This is a genomic window from Psittacicella hinzii (genome assembly GCF_003585885.1).
Classification (GTDB): Bacteria; Pseudomonadota; Gammaproteobacteria; order Enterobacterales; family Psittacicellaceae; genus Psittacicella.
The window spans coordinates 1-19,162 of record NZ_NRHC01000027.1 but is presented as its reverse complement, the minus strand read 5'-3'; the positions used below and the strand labels follow the sequence as shown (position 1 = coordinate 19,162).

General features: G+C 39.0%; 12 protein-coding genes. All 12 read left to right on the top strand.

Going from position 1 to position 19,162, the window contains the following annotated elements; translation table 11 throughout:
• Window positions 1-1,817: 1,817 nt before the first annotated feature.
• Window positions 1,818-3,470, top strand: a complete 1,653-nt coding sequence (locus tag CKF54_RS02470; RefSeq protein ID WP_119524706.1) for a TraB/VirB10 family protein — start codon at window positions 1,818-1,820, stop codon at window positions 3,468-3,470.
• The gene (locus CKF54_RS08125; protein WP_222987482.1) at window positions 3,467-3,916 is read left to right on the top strand and encodes a hypothetical protein; all 450 of its coding nucleotides are present in this window, start codon (window positions 3,467-3,469) and stop codon (window positions 3,914-3,916) included. Before CKF54_RS02470 ends, CKF54_RS08125 begins: the two co-directional genes overlap by 4 nt.
• Window positions 3,917-4,092: 176 nt before the next feature.
• Window positions 4,093-4,485, top strand: a complete 393-nt coding sequence (gene traA / locus CKF54_RS02460; protein WP_119524705.1) for a TraA family conjugative transfer protein — start codon at window positions 4,093-4,095, stop codon at window positions 4,483-4,485.
• A 644-nt stretch (window positions 4,486-5,129) separates the two neighbouring features.
• Entirely contained in the window at window positions 5,130-7,724 is a 2,595-nt protein-coding gene (locus CKF54_RS02455; protein WP_119524704.1) for a TraC family protein, read from the top strand.
• A gap of 339 nt (window positions 7,725-8,063) precedes the next feature.
• A complete protein-coding gene (locus CKF54_RS02450; RefSeq protein ID WP_119524703.1) occupies window positions 8,064-8,366 on the top strand; it encodes a type IV conjugative transfer system protein TraL in 303 nt (100 codons plus the stop codon).
• Complete coding sequence (locus tag CKF54_RS02445; protein WP_222987481.1) at window positions 8,356-8,916, top strand: type IV conjugative transfer system protein TraE; 561 nt, start codon at window positions 8,356-8,358, stop codon at window positions 8,914-8,916. The genes CKF54_RS02450 and CKF54_RS02445 overlap by 11 nt, the downstream gene beginning before the upstream one ends.
• A gap of 78 nt (window positions 8,917-8,994) precedes the next feature.
• Window positions 8,995-9,816 carry a hypothetical protein gene (locus CKF54_RS02440; RefSeq protein ID WP_147396806.1) on the top strand — a complete coding sequence of 274 codons (822 nt, stop codon included), beginning with the start codon at window positions 8,995-8,997 and terminating at the stop codon, window positions 9,814-9,816.
• 418 nt (window positions 9,817-10,234) lie between these two features.
• Window positions 10,235-11,170 carry a S26 family signal peptidase gene (locus tag CKF54_RS02435; protein WP_119524700.1) on the top strand — a complete coding sequence of 312 codons (936 nt, stop codon included), beginning with the start codon at window positions 10,235-10,237 and terminating at the stop codon, window positions 11,168-11,170.
• A gap of 295 nt (window positions 11,171-11,465) precedes the next feature.
• Complete coding sequence (locus CKF54_RS08120) at window positions 11,466-11,636, top strand: hypothetical protein (protein WP_222987480.1); 171 nt, start codon at window positions 11,466-11,468, stop codon at window positions 11,634-11,636.
• Between the two features lie 297 nt (window positions 11,637-11,933).
• A complete protein-coding gene (locus CKF54_RS02430; RefSeq protein ID WP_119524699.1) occupies window positions 11,934-16,004 on the top strand; it encodes a hypothetical protein in 4,071 nt (1,356 codons plus the stop codon).
• A 332-nt stretch (window positions 16,005-16,336) separates the two neighbouring features.
• The gene (locus CKF54_RS02425; RefSeq protein WP_222987478.1) at window positions 16,337-17,605 is read left to right on the top strand and encodes a TrbC family F-type conjugative pilus assembly protein; all 1,269 of its coding nucleotides are present in this window, start codon (window positions 16,337-16,339) and stop codon (window positions 17,603-17,605) included.
• Between the two features lie 171 nt (window positions 17,606-17,776).
• Window positions 17,777-19,099: a TraU family protein gene (locus CKF54_RS02420; protein WP_119524697.1), complete on the top strand. Its 1,323-nt coding sequence runs from the start codon at window positions 17,777-17,779 to the stop codon at window positions 19,097-19,099.
• The last annotated feature ends 63 nt before the right edge of the window (window positions 19,100-19,162 follow it).

The window sequence follows — 19,162 nt, the reverse complement described above, 5'->3', positions numbered from 1 at the left end:
AAAAATCTAAAAATTTAGGTTGCTCTTTTTATTCTTTGTCCTGTAATTGCACTTTACCCTTGATCTACTTATTACTTAATACTTGTTATTTGCTATGACTATGATGGTTGAACAGGTGAATAGACAGAACTGTTGAAGTGGTTGAACAGACAGAACTGTTGAAGTGGTTGAACAGACAGAACTGTTGAAGTGGTTAAACAGACTGAACTGTTGAACAGGTTGAACAAGAATTAATTTAAGCTTAAGGTTTTGGTTTTGGAGGTAAACCTTAATTTGGCAAATTAATTTAATTTTTTAGCTATTTTTTGATTTTAAACAGCAATTTTTACTCTAAAAGCGAATTATTTTTGCAATTAAATTTAATTTTTAGCAATAAAATTTAAATTTTTTAGCAAAAAGTTTTTGCAAAACTTGCAGAAAATCCGTTGCAATTTGCTTACGTAAATCTTTGATAATTAGTTATAACCTTGTAAGATTGGCATTACAACTCCACCGCCGAGATGTAAATTTAAGTTATAAATAATTGATTTTTAATTTAAAAAAGTTACTTTTACTTATTTGATTTTGTTCTTAAAAAGCGAGTTTTGCTTAACCTTAAGGTAGGTTAAACAGCTAATGCTGTTATTCGTTTTTAATAAAAAATCTACGAGTTTAACCCATTAAATTCACCACCTTCCCGTTTTTTGCAAATTTATTTTCTTTCTTCTTACTACCAAAAAATTATAAATTGCCGTGAGGTAAGTTATCCTTTACTTCAGATAAAAATAGCATAAAATGAAGTCATACAGAAAAACAAAAAACCTTTAAGGTAGAGTTACAGCAATAACTACTACCACTAACATAACTTAATTATCAACAATATAGTTACAAGTTTAGCTCATTTAAAGGTTGCGTCATAATCTACAAAAGATAATTGTTCAGCTAGCAGTTTTAGTACTTGCTTGTTAAGTTTACCAGCTTTAACTTCAAGCTAACGTAAGTTAGCAAGAGGCTAGCAAGTTAGTAAGAAGTTAATAAACATAATCAGCAATTAGCATGAACTAGCTAGAAAACTTTCATCTAGAGTATTTTTGATCTCTTGCTAGAGAAGATTTAGCTTGTTGAAGTTTGCTTTGCTTGTAAAGCTAACTTCGGGGGAAGGCTATATTACCTTTAGTACTTGATAAAAGTTGTTTTCTGAATATCTTTTACAAAAAAAGATAGCCATAAAAAGTTTCTCTGCGGAGAGTTATAACTTTTTAGGAGAGTTAAAAAATTGGAATTTTATATTAAGGGGTAACCCGTTACCCCTTAATATGTCTACCTAGGTATCTCGCTGCTCTCTTAGATATCCTAAGATGTCCAGTTGGGTTTATTCTGCTAGATATCCAGCTAGGTGCGCCTCTCTAGATATCGCACAGGTATACAATGCTTTGCTCTATGGTCTATTGTCTTATCTACCTATATCGTAATTCTAGTCAACAGTCTAATTTATTTAAGAGGTTATTTCCAAGCTTGACAACTTCTTAACTAACTTACGCTGGGCATGACTAACTCTACTCTACTACCCAAACTACTTACCCTATATATTTACTCCCATTGCGCAATACTGTCTTAAAACTTAAACAACATAACCAAGCTAGTTAAATAACCCAACCCCTAGGTTCAACCACTAAACAAAATGGAGGATAAAAACCACAAACTAATAAACAACAACTACAACAAGCACAACAACTACAACAACCAACAAACACAGAACAAAACAACCAAACATAAAACAACAGAACAGAAAAGCAAAGATTAACCCATTGCCAAAAAAGAAATAGGAAGTTATCCCTATGAGAAGGGCATTATTTGACAAATTAACCCCCCGAGCTAAGCAACGTCTGGTTTTGAGTGCGGTAGCGATCTTTCTTATCGGTGCGATTGGTTTTGTGGTCTATGAGCCAAGTAAACCAAACTTGTCACCAGTTAGTTCAGAGCAACAGTTCAAAGTGTTAAATACAGAGAGGTTAGATGACTTTACCCTAGCTTCCCTCAGCAATACCCTTGATCAACAAAAACTTCTAATTGATAATCTTCAGCGCCAAATCCAAACCCTGACAGAACAGTTGAGCCAGCAAACCCAAGCTTTGTCTGCTAGTGCGCCTTTGTCCGCAGGCTCGCCTTTGTCTGCAAGCTCTCAAAATGCAAATGGCAATTTATCCGACCGTGGACAAGCAAGCCTTGCTGTGCCATCACAGTTAGATGGGCAGGCTGAAGGACAAGCCGGAGGACAAGCTGCACAACATTTACAACTTTGGCAAGACTTGTGGCAAGAACTCGCTTTCTTAACACCAGAGGAGCAGTGTGCTCGTTACTATCAATTTATCCAAGACTATCCACATCTCCGCAACCTTGCTTTTGAAAGGTTAATCCAGTTTAACCTCGAGGAATGGGAGAGTGGAATTAAGACTAATAACGCTTTTAATCAACAAGATTTTCCACGTGATCCTTATGGAGAGAATGTAAGTTCTGCGAATGACTATACCTATAGTTCTCCATTTGGTGGTCATGCTACTCAAACTAGTCCTGCAACTAGTGCGGGGTTAGCATCGCCACATACTTCTAATTTAGGTGTGGGGATAAATGAAAGCTCAACCTCTTATGAGGGGATAGGAAATGTGTATGAGTACCCACACTGGCAAGGACAAGATCCTTATGCCGTAGGCAATACTTACACTAGTTCTGGCTTTCCGCAGCGCAAGTTAACCATTCGTAGCTTGAGTAGCAACCCTGCAAATACCAGTATTGCCATCCCCTCCGGTTCGGTATTTACAGCTACCTTAGTTACCGGAGTTGATGCACCAACTACCGACGGAGCCAAAGCAGACCCTTACCCTGTATTGGTGAAGTTAGACAACTTGGACTTTTTACCAAATAAGTATCGCTCAAGTTTAGAATCCTGCTTTGCTCTCTTAAGTTCGTATGGGGATATAAGCTCTCATCGTGCTTTTATGCGTCTCCAGACCTTATCTTGTATCAACAACCAGGGATACATAGTTGAAGGTGAAGTCAAAGGTTACGCTGTCGGTGATGACGGTAAACTTGGCATTGCTGGACGTTTAGTCAGCAAACAAGGCTCTCTTATTGCCAAAAGTCTAGCGGTTGGTTTTCTTGAAGGAGTGAGCGGAGCTTTCTCTCGTCCTGATGTCGTAGTGGCTGGTTATCCTGGAAGTGTCACTAATTTAGGTGACGCTGGGCTAGGAGGAAGTTTACAAGGCACAGCTAGAGCGCTCGATCGTGTTGCGAACTTTTACCTTAGCTTAGCCAACAAGATGTTCCCTCTAGTTGAAGTCCAAGCGGGGGTAAAAATAGATCTCGTAATTACTTCACCGATCAACCTCACAGTATCTGACAAGAAGATCAATGCTCGCCCATTACAAAGTCAACAACTACCTACAGCTGTGCTCGGCAGTAGTTGGCAAACTCTGGAGGCAGGTAATCAATGACCGCGATAAGTTCAACAAACTCTTTACCGACTTACTCAACTGGTCTAACTAGTTCAACTATCACGATTAGCTCAACTAGCTCAACTAGCTCAACTAGCTCAACTAGCTCAACTAGCTCAACTAGCTCAACTAGTTGTAAGCTGGGTAAAACCTTATTCTCGCTCTTTGCAAGCATCTGCTTGGCAAGTAGTTTAACTGCTTGTAGCTCTTTGGACATAGGACACAATAAATTCTATTGCCAAGAGCCTAGAGCTAATTGCGTTAACGCTTCTACTTTTTTAAGTCAGGAGTTAACTCCTAACCAAGAAAAAGTTACCTTAACGCCACATGTTCCTTTAAACACTAGTCCAAATTTGGAAGCTTACCTCAATATCTGGTTTGCTCCCAATATGATAGGCAAACAAACCTATCCTAGTCGTTTTCTCCTCCTTCCTTATCTTCGCTAAGGAAAGTTAGATTAATTGAGTGGCCTCATTTAATCTCTGTTTGAGTTGGGGCTCTATGAGCTTATGTTGATAGAGCCTTTTTTACTCTTGTTTTTAACGTTTAATTTGCTAGTTATGCTGGTGTGCTAGTTATGCTTGCGTAATTAGTAAGCTACTTTTTACTTTCGATAAATATTATGAAAAAACTTTCCAAATACTTTTACCCAGCGGTACTAACCGGTTCGATTTTCTTACTTACCAGCGAAGCTGCTATGGCGGTTTCTCAAAGCTCAAGTTCAAGTTCTGGCGGTGGTAGTGGGACAACCTTGCAAGCCAAGGCTGATGTCTTTAATCCAATTTACCGAACCTTAGTAGCTTGGACAGACGGTCCGCTAGGTAAGTTTATTGCCTTACTTGCAATCATTATTGGGATTGCAGCAGGGATTATGCGTCAAAGCTTAACTGCAGTAGTGATTGGTCTCGGAGCGGCAATTATCTTTGCTAATGCTCCAACCATAATCGATGCGATTATGGGGGTAGGTCAAGCAGGACAAGCTACTCTAAGCCAATACAACTTCTGGCAGTTTTAACCGAGTATGCTGGAGCTTGTAGTTTTTTTACTTTGGTCAAGTAAGGGTAAATTTTCATTTGCATTTACTTGGTAATGATTAACCTTAATATAAAGGAATCTAATGAGTTGCTTAGAACTCACATAATGTGACTTTTTAAGTAGTCGGTAAAAAATTTTTCGGAGCTTTATTACAAGCTCGAGCTATTTTTTACCTACGAGAGGACTACAACCTCTCCAGCCCTTTTGAAGAGAATAGCCTAGTTGAGGCTAGGCTATTCTCGACTTTTACATATAGCTATATCTAGCTACATAAAGGTAGATCCATCTACATAAGCTATATGCAGATAGATACAGATACATAAATCTACTACATATTTCTACAACTACATGCAGGTACAAGTGTGTACTTACAGTTACAAACAGATACAAAGAGCAACCTACAACTATACACAGATGTAATCAAAAACAGAAACCGAATACCGAACAAAAATTTATTTTCAAAGTTGCTTAGTGGGGTTATTTATTACTATGCTTGGCAGATGTAATCTTCTTCGCTAGCAAACAGCTTAGCAAAGCTTCAAGAGTACGATCATATCAGTGCCAACTCAATATGAGCACCTTTGAAAATAAATTTTTATCGCCACCCTCAACTAAGGAGAACCTATGCACGTTTTTGCTGATCATCTCGATGTGCAAGCTTTTGACCAAGCAACAGGAGCGTTCATATGTTCTTCTGGTTACCTTGGTTACATTTGGCAAACAGAACCACTTGCAGGGGTTAATTCTGATCTAGAAAGCCAAATTCACGGTATGTTACAACTCGAGTTACCCGAGCAAAGCTACTTGTCTTTTACTCTAATCGCTGATGACTACTTACTACCTTACTACAACACTTATCAGCGTTTACGTTTAGGAGAAAAGCAATTTGCGCAAAGTACCGAGATGCGTTTGCAGTTCTTACAAAACCTCCAAGAGGATGGTTCCTCTAACTGTAACCTCCGTAACTATATTCTCCTTGTTAGTTTAAAACTTCATCACAAAGGGAGTATTACCCCAGAGGTTTTAGCTGAGTACCAACAGTACTGTGCGCAAACCCAGCAGGCTTTGCAAAGTATTTTTGGACAAGTACATCGTCTTAACGACCGCGACTATCTCTTTTGTCTCCGTAACCTCCTCTTGAGTAAAACCTACCAAGAGTTAGCGCAAAGTGATAGTAAGTTTACTGCCTATGATCCTTTACAAACTCTTGCTAACCAAGTTATACCTCCAAGTGCTACCATTACTCGCCATAAGAACTGCCTCGAACTAGACGGACAGTTAGTACAAGTATTTACTACACTAGAAATCCCAAGCGAATTTGCCTGTGGGCAAGCTGTGAGTTATCTAGGAGACCTTTATACCGGCATAACTCCACTTACGCACAAATTTGCTTTAACTTGTAGTTTGTACTTTGTTAAGCAAATGGCTTCTAAGGCGGTGGTGGAAACCAAGCGTAACTATACCTTGCGCCAAATGACTGGTCCTTTGGCGAGGTTTGTTCCCCGTTTAAAACAAACGGCAGAAGCTTTTGAGGTGCTGGTCAATGATTTAAATAGTGGGGATAAGTTAGTAAAGTTAAGTTGGACTTTACTTGCGTGGTTACCTCCAGAGGTAACCTATGCTGACTATTTGCAAGCCCAAGGCTTGCAAGAGCAAGCAGACATTAGCAATGACAGCAAACCTGACCCTAGCAAACTTGAATACCAAGACTGGGAACTGCTTGATAAGGTCAAACTCGCCTTACCGCAACGCCAAGGGCAAGATTACAGTAAGCAAAAGTATCCAGCCAATAGCCGCATTGCCAGCGCTCAAGCCTTTGCGGTCAAGATCAAGTCGTATTTTCAAACGCTGGGGTGGTCACTGGATTTTGAAAGTCATGTGCAATTGCCGGTATTTTTTAATGCGTTGCCATTAAATCAGGATCCGGGGGGACGTAGTTTTTTACAAAGAGAGCGAACTATGAGTACTACGCAGGCAAGTGTTTGCTTACCACTATTTGCCGAGTGGAAAGGAGCACCTTTGCCAATTGTGCCACTAGTCAGTCGTACGGGGCAAGTACTGAACCTAGATCTCTTTGCTTCGCAAACGAACTTTAACTGCTGTATTGCAGCGCAATCAGGTTCAGGTAAGTCTTTCTTGGTAAATGAAATGGTTGCTAACTTATTAGCTACCGGCGCCCAATGCTGGATTATTGACATAGGTCGCTCTTATAAAAAGCTAACTGAAGTTTACCACGGGGAGTTTGTGGAGTTTAGTATTGATGCCGAGATCAACATTAATCCTTTTTCTTTAATTCGCAACTATGAACAAGATGCGGACATGGTCTTTACTTTAATCCAGGCAATGATTTCTCCTAAAGATCTTCTCAGTGAGTACCAAGCCAATGCGATTAAGCAGTTAATTAAAGATTTGTGGGATCAATACCAAGCAGGTCTTACCATTGATCGCTTAGCCCAAGCGCTTGAAGAGCAAGAGGACAAGCGTTTACAAGACCTTGCCGTGCAAATCTTTCCTTTTACCAGTCGAGGTGCTTACGGGGTTTACTTCAAAGAAAGTAGTCGCAACATGATTAGCTTGCTTCAAGAGCTTGAAGCGCAAACCAAAGCGCGTCTTGTTGTCCTCGAGCTCGAAGAGCTCTCTGGGCGTAAAGACCTCCAGCAGCTAGTTCTCCTACAACTTATTTTTGCAGTTAACCAACAAATGATTGGTGGACAAAAAGAGCGCCAAAAAGTTTTGTTTATTGACGAGGCTTGGGATTTACTTGCGTCCAAAACTATTTCTTACTTTATCGAAACCGGCTACCGCCGTTTTCGTAAATACAACGGAGCAGTGGTTACCATTACCCAATCAATTGAGGACTTGTACTCAACTCCTTCAGGGAGAGCAATAGCTGCCAACTCTGCCAACTATTACCTCCTAGCCCAAAAAGATGAAACCATCAAACAGCTTATTAACCAAGACAAGTTAATTCTTGACGCCCATGCTATTCGTCAGATTACTTCATTAAAAACCCGTAAAGGACATTACGCCGAGATCTTTATGCTGACTGATTACGGCACAGGTGTTGGACGCTTGATTGTTGCTCCTAAAATTCAACTACTCTACTCCACCAATGCCGTAGACCAAGCTGCTCTCAAACGTTTGCAAGAGCTGTACCATTGTGATCTCTGGCAAGCAATTAACTATTTGCTCGTTCTGAAAGAAGGGAGAGGTAGTTAAAACCTCCTGCGAAAGTAGTTTGCGTAACTAGCGAAAGTAGCTCAAGAATGTAGTAAAAGTGGTTAGAGTAGCTTGTGAAAGTATTTAGAACATAGTAGTTAGGGAAACTAACTGCTGAGTAATCAATGTTGATCAAGGTAATCACGGTAGTTACAGCAAGGATAGATGAGAAGTAGAGCTACTTAAACAAGAAGTACACACTGCTAAACTAGATGTAAGCAACAACCAACTGAAAGGAAGAACTAAATAATTAACCTACTTACTCTAGGAAAGGTTCAACCTAATCTAGCACCAACTCAAGCTAATCTAGCACAAACTCAACCCAATCTAGGAGGGCAAATGCCATTACGTAAGTTATCTCGTTATATCGATGATCCCGTGTATTTTTTGCTTTGGCCTTTGCCTGAAGCTATTCCGATTTTATCGGGAATAGCTTTAGGATCTTACTTTGGGAGTTTGTGGTTTTGGGCGGGGTTAGGATTTTTTCTAAGTTACTGCATCCGTAAGTATAACGCGCATTTAAAAGCAAACTACTTGGGGCACTTTCTTTACTCCTACGGTTTGATTCCTTTGCGCTGCTACAGTTTCCCAAATCCTTTTGTTGATACTTTTGTCTATGGAGCCTCTGATTATGAAGTTTAGTGACTGGGATCAAAAAGTTAAACGCCTAAAAAACCACACCACTTTACTTTTGGGAACAAACTTAGTGCTGGCTTTAGGTTTGGGGTTTAGTTGTTACTTTCAGGTAACAAGTAAACCAATAGTGATAGTGCAACCAATGATTGCCAGTGAACCTTTGGAAGTGCGTGCGCATAGCTTAACGCGTAGCTACGCGGTAAGCTTTGCTACTTCCATGGCTTTGCTCTTAGGTAATGTAACCGCAGACAATGGTTTGTTTGTCCTTGAAAGTATTAGTCAGTATGTTGCTCCAGATTACTACTCCCAGTTTCGTAAGCAGTTAGTTGCCGACATGCAACGCCTCAAAGAAAAACGCATGGATATGACTTTTATTATTACCCAAGCATACTTTGAGCAAGCAACAGGTGAGGTTATTATCAAAGGTTTATCTACCATTATTGACGCTGCTGGTAATCGCTTACAAAACCCGCATGAGTTTCGTATGCGTCTGGACTTACAAGACTATGTTCCGCGTATCCGTCAACTTCAAAGTATTTCCTTGCTAGATAACTAGGAGCTCTTTATGAAAGTAACTAAGCCTTTTTCTTTTTTGTCTTTATCTTTGCATTTACCTTTTCCTTTGCCTTTGTATTTGTCTTTACCTCTCGCTTTACTTGCGGGGTTATTTTCCTCAACGATGACCTTTGCCCAAGAACTCAAACAAAAGATTATCTTGGCAAATTTTGGAGGTAACTACCAAGTGCAAGTTGTAGCTGGGCAGTTACATAACTTCAGTTTACCGTTTAATAGCTTGGTCGCTGATACCGTAGACGGACAAGTGCAAATGATGTCACGCGGTTCGCATCTACTGTTAGCAACCGATAGTAGCGAACAAGTAACTATTGTTGTTCGTGATCAAGATTATCCACATCGTACTTTAAGTTTAACTTTAGTACCAACAGGCAAAAAAGTATACAACTACCAAGTAATTGTGCCGGAGATCTTGCAAGCGCAAACTATGCTTGCGCAGCAAGATCTAAGCGCAGACGAGTACATGCTCAACCTAGGACGTTTAATTCGCCACACAGTTGAGTTAACCAACAGCGCCAAAGCTATTCCTAAAGCTAAGCACTCAACTTACTCTTTACAAAACTTTACCTTGCTATCAACCGAACTCGGAGCTACAGAACTAGCTTTACTTGAGTTGAAGAAAAAAAGCGACTACCCTGCGTTAACTTGCTTACCGACTGGAGTGGTAATAGAACGTGAACAAGAGTTTCAACCAACTAACTATTACTACGCGGGGATAAAAGTAAAATCCCTATGGTTAGTTAACAATAGTGGGAACGTTTTTACTTGGGAACCAACTAGCTGTAGTCAAGCAAATGCGATGGCTGCCGTGATGGTGAAAAAGTCTCAAATCCTTCCAGGTGATCGTGCCCAAGTTGTTTTACTAGAGCAAGTTAACTATTAGAATGCTGGGGTACCAGACTACACAGGTTTACTAGGCTACAGGTTACGAGATTACAGAGCTACGAGTTTACGGAGCTACTAGACTGCTAGGTTAATAAACTACTGGATTATTAGACTAGCATAGATCTTTCTCCTTTCGTAACTTTGAAATATTCCTTAGTGCAGAAGAAAACAAACTAGTGCAGAAGAAAAGAAAACAAAAATCAGGAATATAGCAAAGTGGGGTTAGGACACTAAGAACAACTTAACTTATTTAAACTCCATCGAGGAGTTAAATAAGTTAAAACAATTTAAGCTACTTAACCACCATAGAGGGGTTAAGTAGCTATAAAGTAACTTCAAGCTAGTCTAGTAAAGATAGCAAAGTAACTTAAAGCAAGTGAAGATAGAGATAGATTGATAATTCCAAGGGAGGTAAGGTGAACAATAATGCAACATTTACCAAAAGCAACAAGAACAAGAAGCAAGACCGTCAAGATCGCAAACCTAACCGAGCTTGGTATCGCAAGCTTGCCTTGCTCCTAGGAGCTGGCGGTGTAACCTACGCTTTAACCGCCTACTTCCTACCCCAACTTCTTCATCTTGGCATTGATCCTCAAAAAACCACCTCTATTGTCGCAGGCAGGTTTTATTTTTCTTCACCTTTACTTGAGGTTAAAGAGCGAGGAGTTCTAAGTGTTTATGCTTCATGGTATGGCAAGCTTTCTCCAGCTCAACAATTGCAAATGCGATGCTTGAGTAAAGATTTAAGTAATCGTCGTGACTTCTACCGTCAGTTAAACACTTGGTTGTATCAGCAAGAAGTTGAAACAAGAACAAGAGTTTACTTTGGTATGGCAAAAGTACAAGTTGATCTTTACGATTTAGAAATGTGGCAATACGTTTACGGAGCTCAATGGGCTGATTTAACCATTGGCTCTTTACCAGCTTTGATGATTGAAAAAGAAGCGGTAAGTTTGCCTACGGCAAACCTACCGATGATCTTCCAAGAAGTCAAAGCTCAAGAACATCTTAACCGTATGGCACTATTACAACAAGATCTTTACGTTTTTACCAACACTAACTTAATCAAAAGCTTAGAAGCTAATACTAAATTTGTGAAGTACTTAATAGCTTATCCGCAAGACTTTGTTGATCTAACTTTAGAGGGGTTATTTGTTAATGGAATTTTTATCAAAGAGCTTCCTGAAGTTATTGTGCAAAGGTTAGAGGAAATGCCATTACAAGAAAGACGTTTAGTTTTAGCAGAGGGACAATACTGGATGTTGGGAGATGATCCAACAAGTATTGATAGCGTTTACTTTGGTGCTGTAAGCAAAGATAAGTTAAACGGTAAAGTATTTTGGTTTTGGTAAAGAGTAAGGGGTAGGTGTAAGGACAAGTATGTCCTTACCTTGCTTCAAGGAGGTATAGATAAAGACATGGGATCTTGGGGTGTTGAACCTTTGAGACTTTGAACCTTTGAGACTTTGAACCTTTAGATCTTTGGATATTTCTACATTAATAATTTTCACTAACCTCTTCCATTTGGAAGAACTAGTTTTCTTGAATTAACAAATTCACAAGCAGAATTTACTAGTTTTACTTTGATTTACAAATTCAATTTGAATTAACCAGTTTGATTTGAGTTTTACGTTTTTAGAGAGCGATATGACACAAGATAACAACCATAACAAATATGAGGAGTTAGATCTTAACCTAATTAACCAAGAAGCTTCAGAAGCTTTACTCCACTATAGAAGTTTTACTCGAGCTTTGCGACAAAAAGAGAATAAAGTATCTAGTAAGAAGCAAAAAGCTCGTAAAAAGAAAGTTAAGTAAGCTTGCTTACTTGGCATACGTTTAAAATTTTACTAAACCGGTAAATAAAGTAGTCAACTGATAATATTACGTTTTGTTAAGTGTATTCCTTAGCGCAACTTAAGTAAGTTAAGTAGATTGGATATTTTGATTTACAAATTTGTTTAAGTTGCTTTCCCACGAGGATTAGATGAGTTTGAGTTGTATCTAAGTTGCATCTAAGTATTCTTGATAAGCCGTAATAATAGTTTTCTTTTTAGCTTTGGTATAGAAAAGATTACTTTGAATTATCTCCTATTTTAAAAAAATGGGGTGACTATGAGTAAAGTGCCTCTTATTTCTGGGTGCTTGTTCAATTCTTTAGTAAAGAGCTCCCAGAATATTGATGCCAAAGATATTGGTAACAAGATCTTTTTAAATAGCATTGTAAACAATGAGTTGTATCAAGCAACTAATTTAAAAAGCTCTGGACAAAAGTTTAAGCCCAAAGTATTTTTGGCAAATAGAAACATGCTCAACAACTTCATGCAGAAGTTGGTGGAGCAATATCCATATACATTAATGCAGATAAATGAGGAGGAATTGCAAGCTTTGAGCTTGCCATCAACACCTTGGCAGGTGTTTGACGTAAGTGGTGGGCAGGAGCTTAATGCTAACTTAAGGAAAAATCTCAATACTAACTTAAGTAAAAATCTTAATGCTAAGTTAGGTAAAAAGTCCAAAAAAGCATCCAACAAAAAACCATATGAGGGGTTAAAAAACATCTCTCAGCTTAGGTACTTAAGCAAGTACCGAAACATATTCTATAAGTGTCAGATTTTGTTTAAAGAAGCTTCTATACCAAATTTACAGCAACAGCGGGGTAACTGGTTTAACTACCAGCAAGCTACAGCTGTATCTTGGATAGAATCAGCCCCTGATAGGAAAAGCTTTTTTAAGCAAGACTTGATCTCCCAAGCGCAAGAGATTTGGCAAACTGCCAAACTAGCACAAGAAGCTTGGGGAGCAAGCCAGATAGAATATTATCTACCAAGCTTGGACGAGTATGTAAATTCAGCTAGCGTTGCTAGCATTGCATACGGTTCTAGTAACTGTTGTAACTCTAGAGGTTCTAGTTGTTCTAGCAATTCTAGTAGTTCCTACAATGCTAGCTCTTCTAATCGTCCAAGCTCCATAAGACTTTGGAAAAATATATCTCTGTCTCTAGTTCCAAACCTGTTTACAGATTTGGAAAAACTAGATGATAAAGATACTAACATGTTGGGGATAGGCAAGACTTTGCAAGTATTTAGTCAGGAAGTTTTAGTGCAAGTTTCTTCTAAGAAGAAAAAGCGTACTTCAGCTAAAACTGCCAAAACAGCTAAGACGACAAAGAAAAATACTACGAAAAGTACCACGCAAACGAATTTCTTTATCCTCCTCGGAGAAAGGTTAAATCTCCCTTGTATCCAGCAGCTCAAAAAACAAAGCAGGTACCATCTCATTCTCACCACTCTTGAGTTTGTTGCCCTGCATCAAAACTTTTTAGAAGTTTTAATCGCCAAAGATTCTCTGTTGTACAAACAACAGTTATCCTTGGCTGGTAGACATGCAGAGGGCTTTCTCAAGCAAGTACAGGTGTTTGAGTACTTTTTAAAACTGTGTAGAGAGCTTCGTCTTTGTTCTACGGTAACGCAGGTCAAAAAGCACTTGCAAGAGGCTGTAATGGGCACAAGAAGAATTACTCCTGAGACTTTACAAGATCTCAAGTACAAGGTTAAGTACTTTCTCTGCTTTGTAAAAACAGTAAACAGCTACCAAGAATTACTTGAAGATAATTACTTGCACTATGGTGGAGCAGATTTATCTTTGAGTTGTAACTCTAACTCTAACAAAGATACAGAGGCACAAACTCGAAGGCAAGAGCGCGAGCAAGATCAAGATCGAAGGCAAGGGCAAGATCTAAGGCAGTATCTAGATCAAAGACAAGGTCAAGATCTTCTAAGACAAGGTCAAGATCTTCTAAGGCAAGGTCAAGATCTTCTAAGGCAAGGTCAAGATCTTCTAAGGCAAGATCTTCTAAGGCAAGATCTTCTAAGGCAAGATCTTCTAAGGCAAGATCAAGATCAAAAGCAAGAAAAAGTATTCTCTAAGAGCTATAGTTGCTTTAAGCAAAATACAAGTGTTGCAACTCCTTGGCAACTTCATTTCACCTCTAACCCAAGTAAAACCCAATTTAGTAAGTATCTAACTAAACAAAGAGATATGCAACAGCATATCCTCCACTATTGCCAACAACTCAAACATACGCAAAACCATCTCCTTACCACCAGTAAAGACTTAGCTCAACAAATCCTTGAAAGAACCCCCAAAGTTTTAAAGAAGCTAAGTCAGGATACACCTAAAGTAGTGGCTGGTGATGATGGTTTGGAGCAACTGATGTTGGATATGGTGCTGTACGCTCTGGGGCATATATGTGGCAGACAACAAAGTCATAGCCCTTACCTCCTAAATGCCCAAGAGCGAGAAGAGGTTATACAGCTAACTAGTACTCTCGCAAGTATGAGTAAACTGGGTAAACCTCAACTAATTGACGGCACCCTTGAGTTAGATCTAACCAGTTGTTTAATTGACCGTGTTATTCAAGCTTGTCCTTTACCTCTCTTGTCTTGGGATAAGAAAAGTAAACAAAAACTTCTTGACCTCACTTTAAAGTTTGCTGAAGAAGAAAAGGTCAATACAGGCATTCTAAGCACGATTGGAGAACTAATTCAAACTCCTTTTCCCCAACTCATTTTTAAATTATGTAAGTGGGACGGGTGCAAAAGAGTGAAAAAAGAAGTAGCTTCTTCAGAAACTAAAGAAAGAGCAGAAGCAAACTCTTCTAATGCAACGATAGATGAGTTTGCTTTGCGTAAGAAAGTTTCTCAAGAGTATAAACTTGCAACTTATAGTTGTAACCTGCCCGATGGTGAAAGTGAAGCAGATACTCAAGCTAATAAAAGCAGTCGTATCCAAGTAAAAAGCAAGGATATTGAAGTTAGAAGTAAAGATTTTAAACCTAACAATCAAGTTAAGCAATCTAGTGGGGTTAAAGATAACTCCTTTGTTTACCAAAACTTCAAAGACGAGTTTGCCTCTTGGTTCTTACCTAAGCGTTTGCTTTACATAGTGCTAGTGAAGCTTTGTTACCTAACTAGGTTATTACAAGTAAGTAATGTAACCACTAACTCAACATTACTAACAGCTGTAACCTCAACCACAACAAGCAAAGGTATCCCTAACACCTTTACTTGGACTGGTACAAAAGCTTTTACTTTTAGTGCGGGTAGTGCGAGGTTAGGAAATTCTGCAGTAAAAAGTTCTGCAGGAGAAAACTATGAAGAAGATGAGAGCTTACTTCAGCAGATAAACTGGCAGTTAGGTAGTTACGAACTTGCTAGTTTAACTCGAGGAGTAGACTTTGACTTTGTTAACAATCTAGCAGTAACTAAAGAACTAGCATGGTTATCTTCTCGAGGGATTAATGATTTATTTTCACTCCTTCTGCAAGCTAAAAGCTACCAAGTGGATCTACAAGCCTTGCGAGAAACTTCAGTAGTGGTCAAAGGACAAAGGACTTACCACCCATTTGCCCTTGCCTATGCTTTAAACCAACAAGGTCTTAGCCTTAAAGTCAAAGAAGCTGTTGGTTTTAGCAATGATTACCTGTTGAGGTTTATTGGAGAAACTTGTAGTTATCACCAGAAGTTAGAAGAGAAAAGCTTGCTAAATAGTTTGGTTCTGTTCAATCAAGTTTCCAGTTGCTTACTGCTCAACAAAAGAATTTTGTTAGAGCAGTACAACCAAAAGAAACTAACAGTTTCCCAAAAAGAACCTCAAAATACTTCCCAGAAAGAACCTCAATGTCAAAAGGGTTTCTTAGAGGGGTTAACAAAAGACAGACTTCAGCAAACTAATTATCTAGCTACCTCTGAACAACCCCGCAAGTTGCAAAGGAGTTTTCCTTTTTACCTTACACCTTGCGCTAAAAAGTTACAGGAGAAGCTAGTACCAAGTTTTCTTAGCTTAGCAAGTTGGTATATGTACAACCAGAACCTTGTTGCTACTGCCGAGGTTTTTAAATTAGCATACCTAACTTTGCTTAAGCAAAAACAAGTGGTTGAAGTACGTATCAAGAAGTCCTCTTTTGGAGCAACAATACGTTATCACCCAACTGTAAAAAATGGGAGAGCTGAAGTTTTACCAAAAAACTCCTTGAAGTACTTTGCTAAGTATGAAAACTTGGAGAAGTACTTGTTACACTCTTATGTACTTTGCAATTACCCTAACTTAGATCCATCCAATCCAAAGAGTGAACACAAGTTCTGTATTGAACTAGTGGATACTCTTAAGTTGAGGTGGTTATAGAAAGTTGTTGTATCTGTAGAAGTAATTTTAGAGGGGTTATAAACAATGAGGTGCAGCTCACAGCTAGTGGTTAAGTGTATTTAAGTAAGAAAGTATATACTGCGTAATAAGGCGCATCCTGCGAAAGAAAAACACATACTGCTGTTAGCAAGTCTGCACATTTGTACACTATCTAAATTTTTTATTCGGTGAGCATGAGCTCATATTAGAGGGTAATTTCTCTATTGTTAAGTAGAGAGGTTAATTTTGTGATCAACTTAGTTCGGGTATCTTTAGTTCTGGTATCTGGACTAAGTTGATTTTTTATCTAAGATCTAAGGAGAAAGATGTACATGGTAATTTCTCGATTAGCTTTGATTAGAGTAACTATACTAACCTTATTTTCTCCATTAGTAGTTTTACCTACCTTTGCACAGAATAGTGAGGTTTACAGCCACAAGCAAAGTTATGATCATAAACAACCCAATCTTCCTAAAGTTGATGTTGCAACCGCAGATGTTCTTAATCATAATTCTCGAAGCCTAAATCTTTCCAACCCTAATGCTACCAAAGCTAATCTTCCAGACACAGATGTTTCCAATTGGCGTATTCTTGCTTCGCAGTCTTTACCAGACCAAGTTTTGGCTAATGTTTTGCAAGCAAGTTTGAGACTGCAAATTCCAGTGGTATTTGCAGGGGTTATAGGCGAAGACTGGAGTCAAGGCATTTACCATCTGCAAAGACGTATTGAGTTAATTGTCCGTAACTATCACTTGAAGCAAGTTCCAGAGGTTCTTATTGATCCTCGTTTATTTGTTCATTTAGCTCAAGCTAAAGTTCCTGCGCTGGTAAAGTTTGATTTTACCAATACTGCGGGGATAATCCCCATTTACCAACAGTATGGTAACCTCTCGTGGGAATTAGCTCAACAAGCAACGATTCAAGTAACTACTTCTCAAGCAACTACTTCTCTTGTTAGTCAGGGGCAAGTTTATGAGATTAGTGAGCCTAATATGATTGCGCAAGCCCAAGAAAAACTTCTGGCTTATTTACAGAATATGCCTGAAATTACTCTTGGCAATGCGTTAACAGGAGTTTTTACGCAACTAGAGGAGAGTAAAGCTTTGTTAGCGGGGCAAACTAGTTTACCTTTAATGCAAACTAGTAGTCAGATAAGCTTATCTTATCCAGCTCAACCTTTATCTTTTAACCTTGAGGTATGGTTTATTGACTTGGAAAATGTTGAGGTAAGAAAGTTCTTTGAAGGTTTACCAACTGCACAACTGCAAAAATTTTTTCAAGCGCCCAAGCAAGTAATTATCTTGTCGGGGTTAAGTTGTGCATTGCTAACAGACCAAGAAGCATGTTTAGCTTTTTGGCAGGAAAAGTTTGGTAAAGACTTACAAGTGGCAACTCCGAGCTTGATTCAGCAGTTTCGCCCAACGGCATTAACAAGGTTAAGAGGGGATAATCAAATGATGAACAATCCGCATAGTGGATCTAATGTACGTAATGTACGTAATACACATCCAAATGGTGCTAAGGTTGGAGAAGCTTCTCCTTTGCAGTTGTTAATCGAGCATTTTAATTTACAAGACTTTGCAGTTAAAGTTGGAAAATAAGTAGATGTGTAATTAAAAGAACGAAATAACTACAACCTCATAGTTAGTTATACTCTCATGGTTCCATCTCCCCATGGCTCCATAGCTCGCTCCATCTACTAGTTTAACCTGCCTAATTTAACCTATCCTTTAACTTACCATCCTAACTTACCTTAATACAAGGAAGTACCTATGAAATTTAAACTTTCTCTTATAGCCTTGTTTGTAGCTAGTCAATTCTTACCACAGCAAGCTGTGATTCTCCATCAGTCTGCTCTGCAAAAACATGGGCATGTAGCAGAGCTTTCAGTTGCGCGATCAGCTGATCTATCAGCAAGGCGATCAACAGATCTATCAACAACAGAGCGAGCAATAGACCGATCTACAGACCAATCAACTGCACAACCGCAGAGAAGCAAATCATATCAAGATTTAGATTTTCTGGATTTTAGTTCACTAGCAATCTTGGAAGTTCAAGCTTTGACAAAAGCTTGGTTGTACTTGAGTAGCTACTTGAGTTCTTTGTTGGCTCAAGGAATAAAGCTTCTAGAGCTAGTATCTCCAGCAGGAGCTAAGGCAAACTCCTTAGGAGTTTGTCCTAACTCCCATATTTTGTCTCATAAGCTCATTAGTGATATTTGTTGGGATTGTATGTTCCCTATCAAGATTGCCGGAGCAAGTTTAACTGGGAATGACGATATCCCCAAAGGTGCAGTAAAAGATGCTGTTTGTTCTTGTAAGCGCAAGGCAGATCTTCCTCGTTTTGGTTATACCTTAGGTTTTTGGCAACCTATACGTTTAGTTGAGTTAGTACGTACACCTGGATGTATGATGGCATTAAATGGTACACGTAGTAAAGTAGGAAGAACTCAACAAATTGGTGGTCAAGGAGAAGCTTCTGAATTAGGGACAGCTTTTTATCATTACCATTTTTATGCTTTTCCTCTTTTGCAGATATTGGGGTTGTTAAACAAGGATCTGTGTTTTAGTAATGAGTTTAGTAGTATTGATGTGCTGTATATTTCTGAAATTGATCCTAGTTGGAACTATCCAGAGATTTCTCAGTTAGTTTTTCCGGAAACACGTGTTTTTGCGAACCAAGCATCGATCTTGGCTTGTGGGGCAGAAGCTATTGCTTCGCTGGGGAGCAAGGCAAGTCTACCTTGGTGTGCTGGAACTTGGGGAACCTTATATCCAATTAGTGGTTATGATGTTAGTTTGGGATCAACAGCAAGAATTACCTCTTTACTGGCAACTCGTGCTCTAGCAGCTTCACATCGTCGTGGTTTTGAAGTACAAACAATTGGCAAGCAGGCTATGTGTGGGGTTAGAACGGCATTTGAGTTTATTCCGGATCAGTATCGTTTTTCAATGTTGTATCCTATGCCACAGGATTCTAAACATCCAATTGGACGTTCAACCTTTACTTGGGGAGAAGCTTCTGGAGCTGATGATGCAATTTACATGGTATGGCGTTGGCGTGATTGTTGTTCATCATTGTTCATTGGTAGATAGTTGAACGACGCCAGATGAAGGAAGAACGAGGTAGATGTCGTTCTAGCCTATTCTCCCGAAATT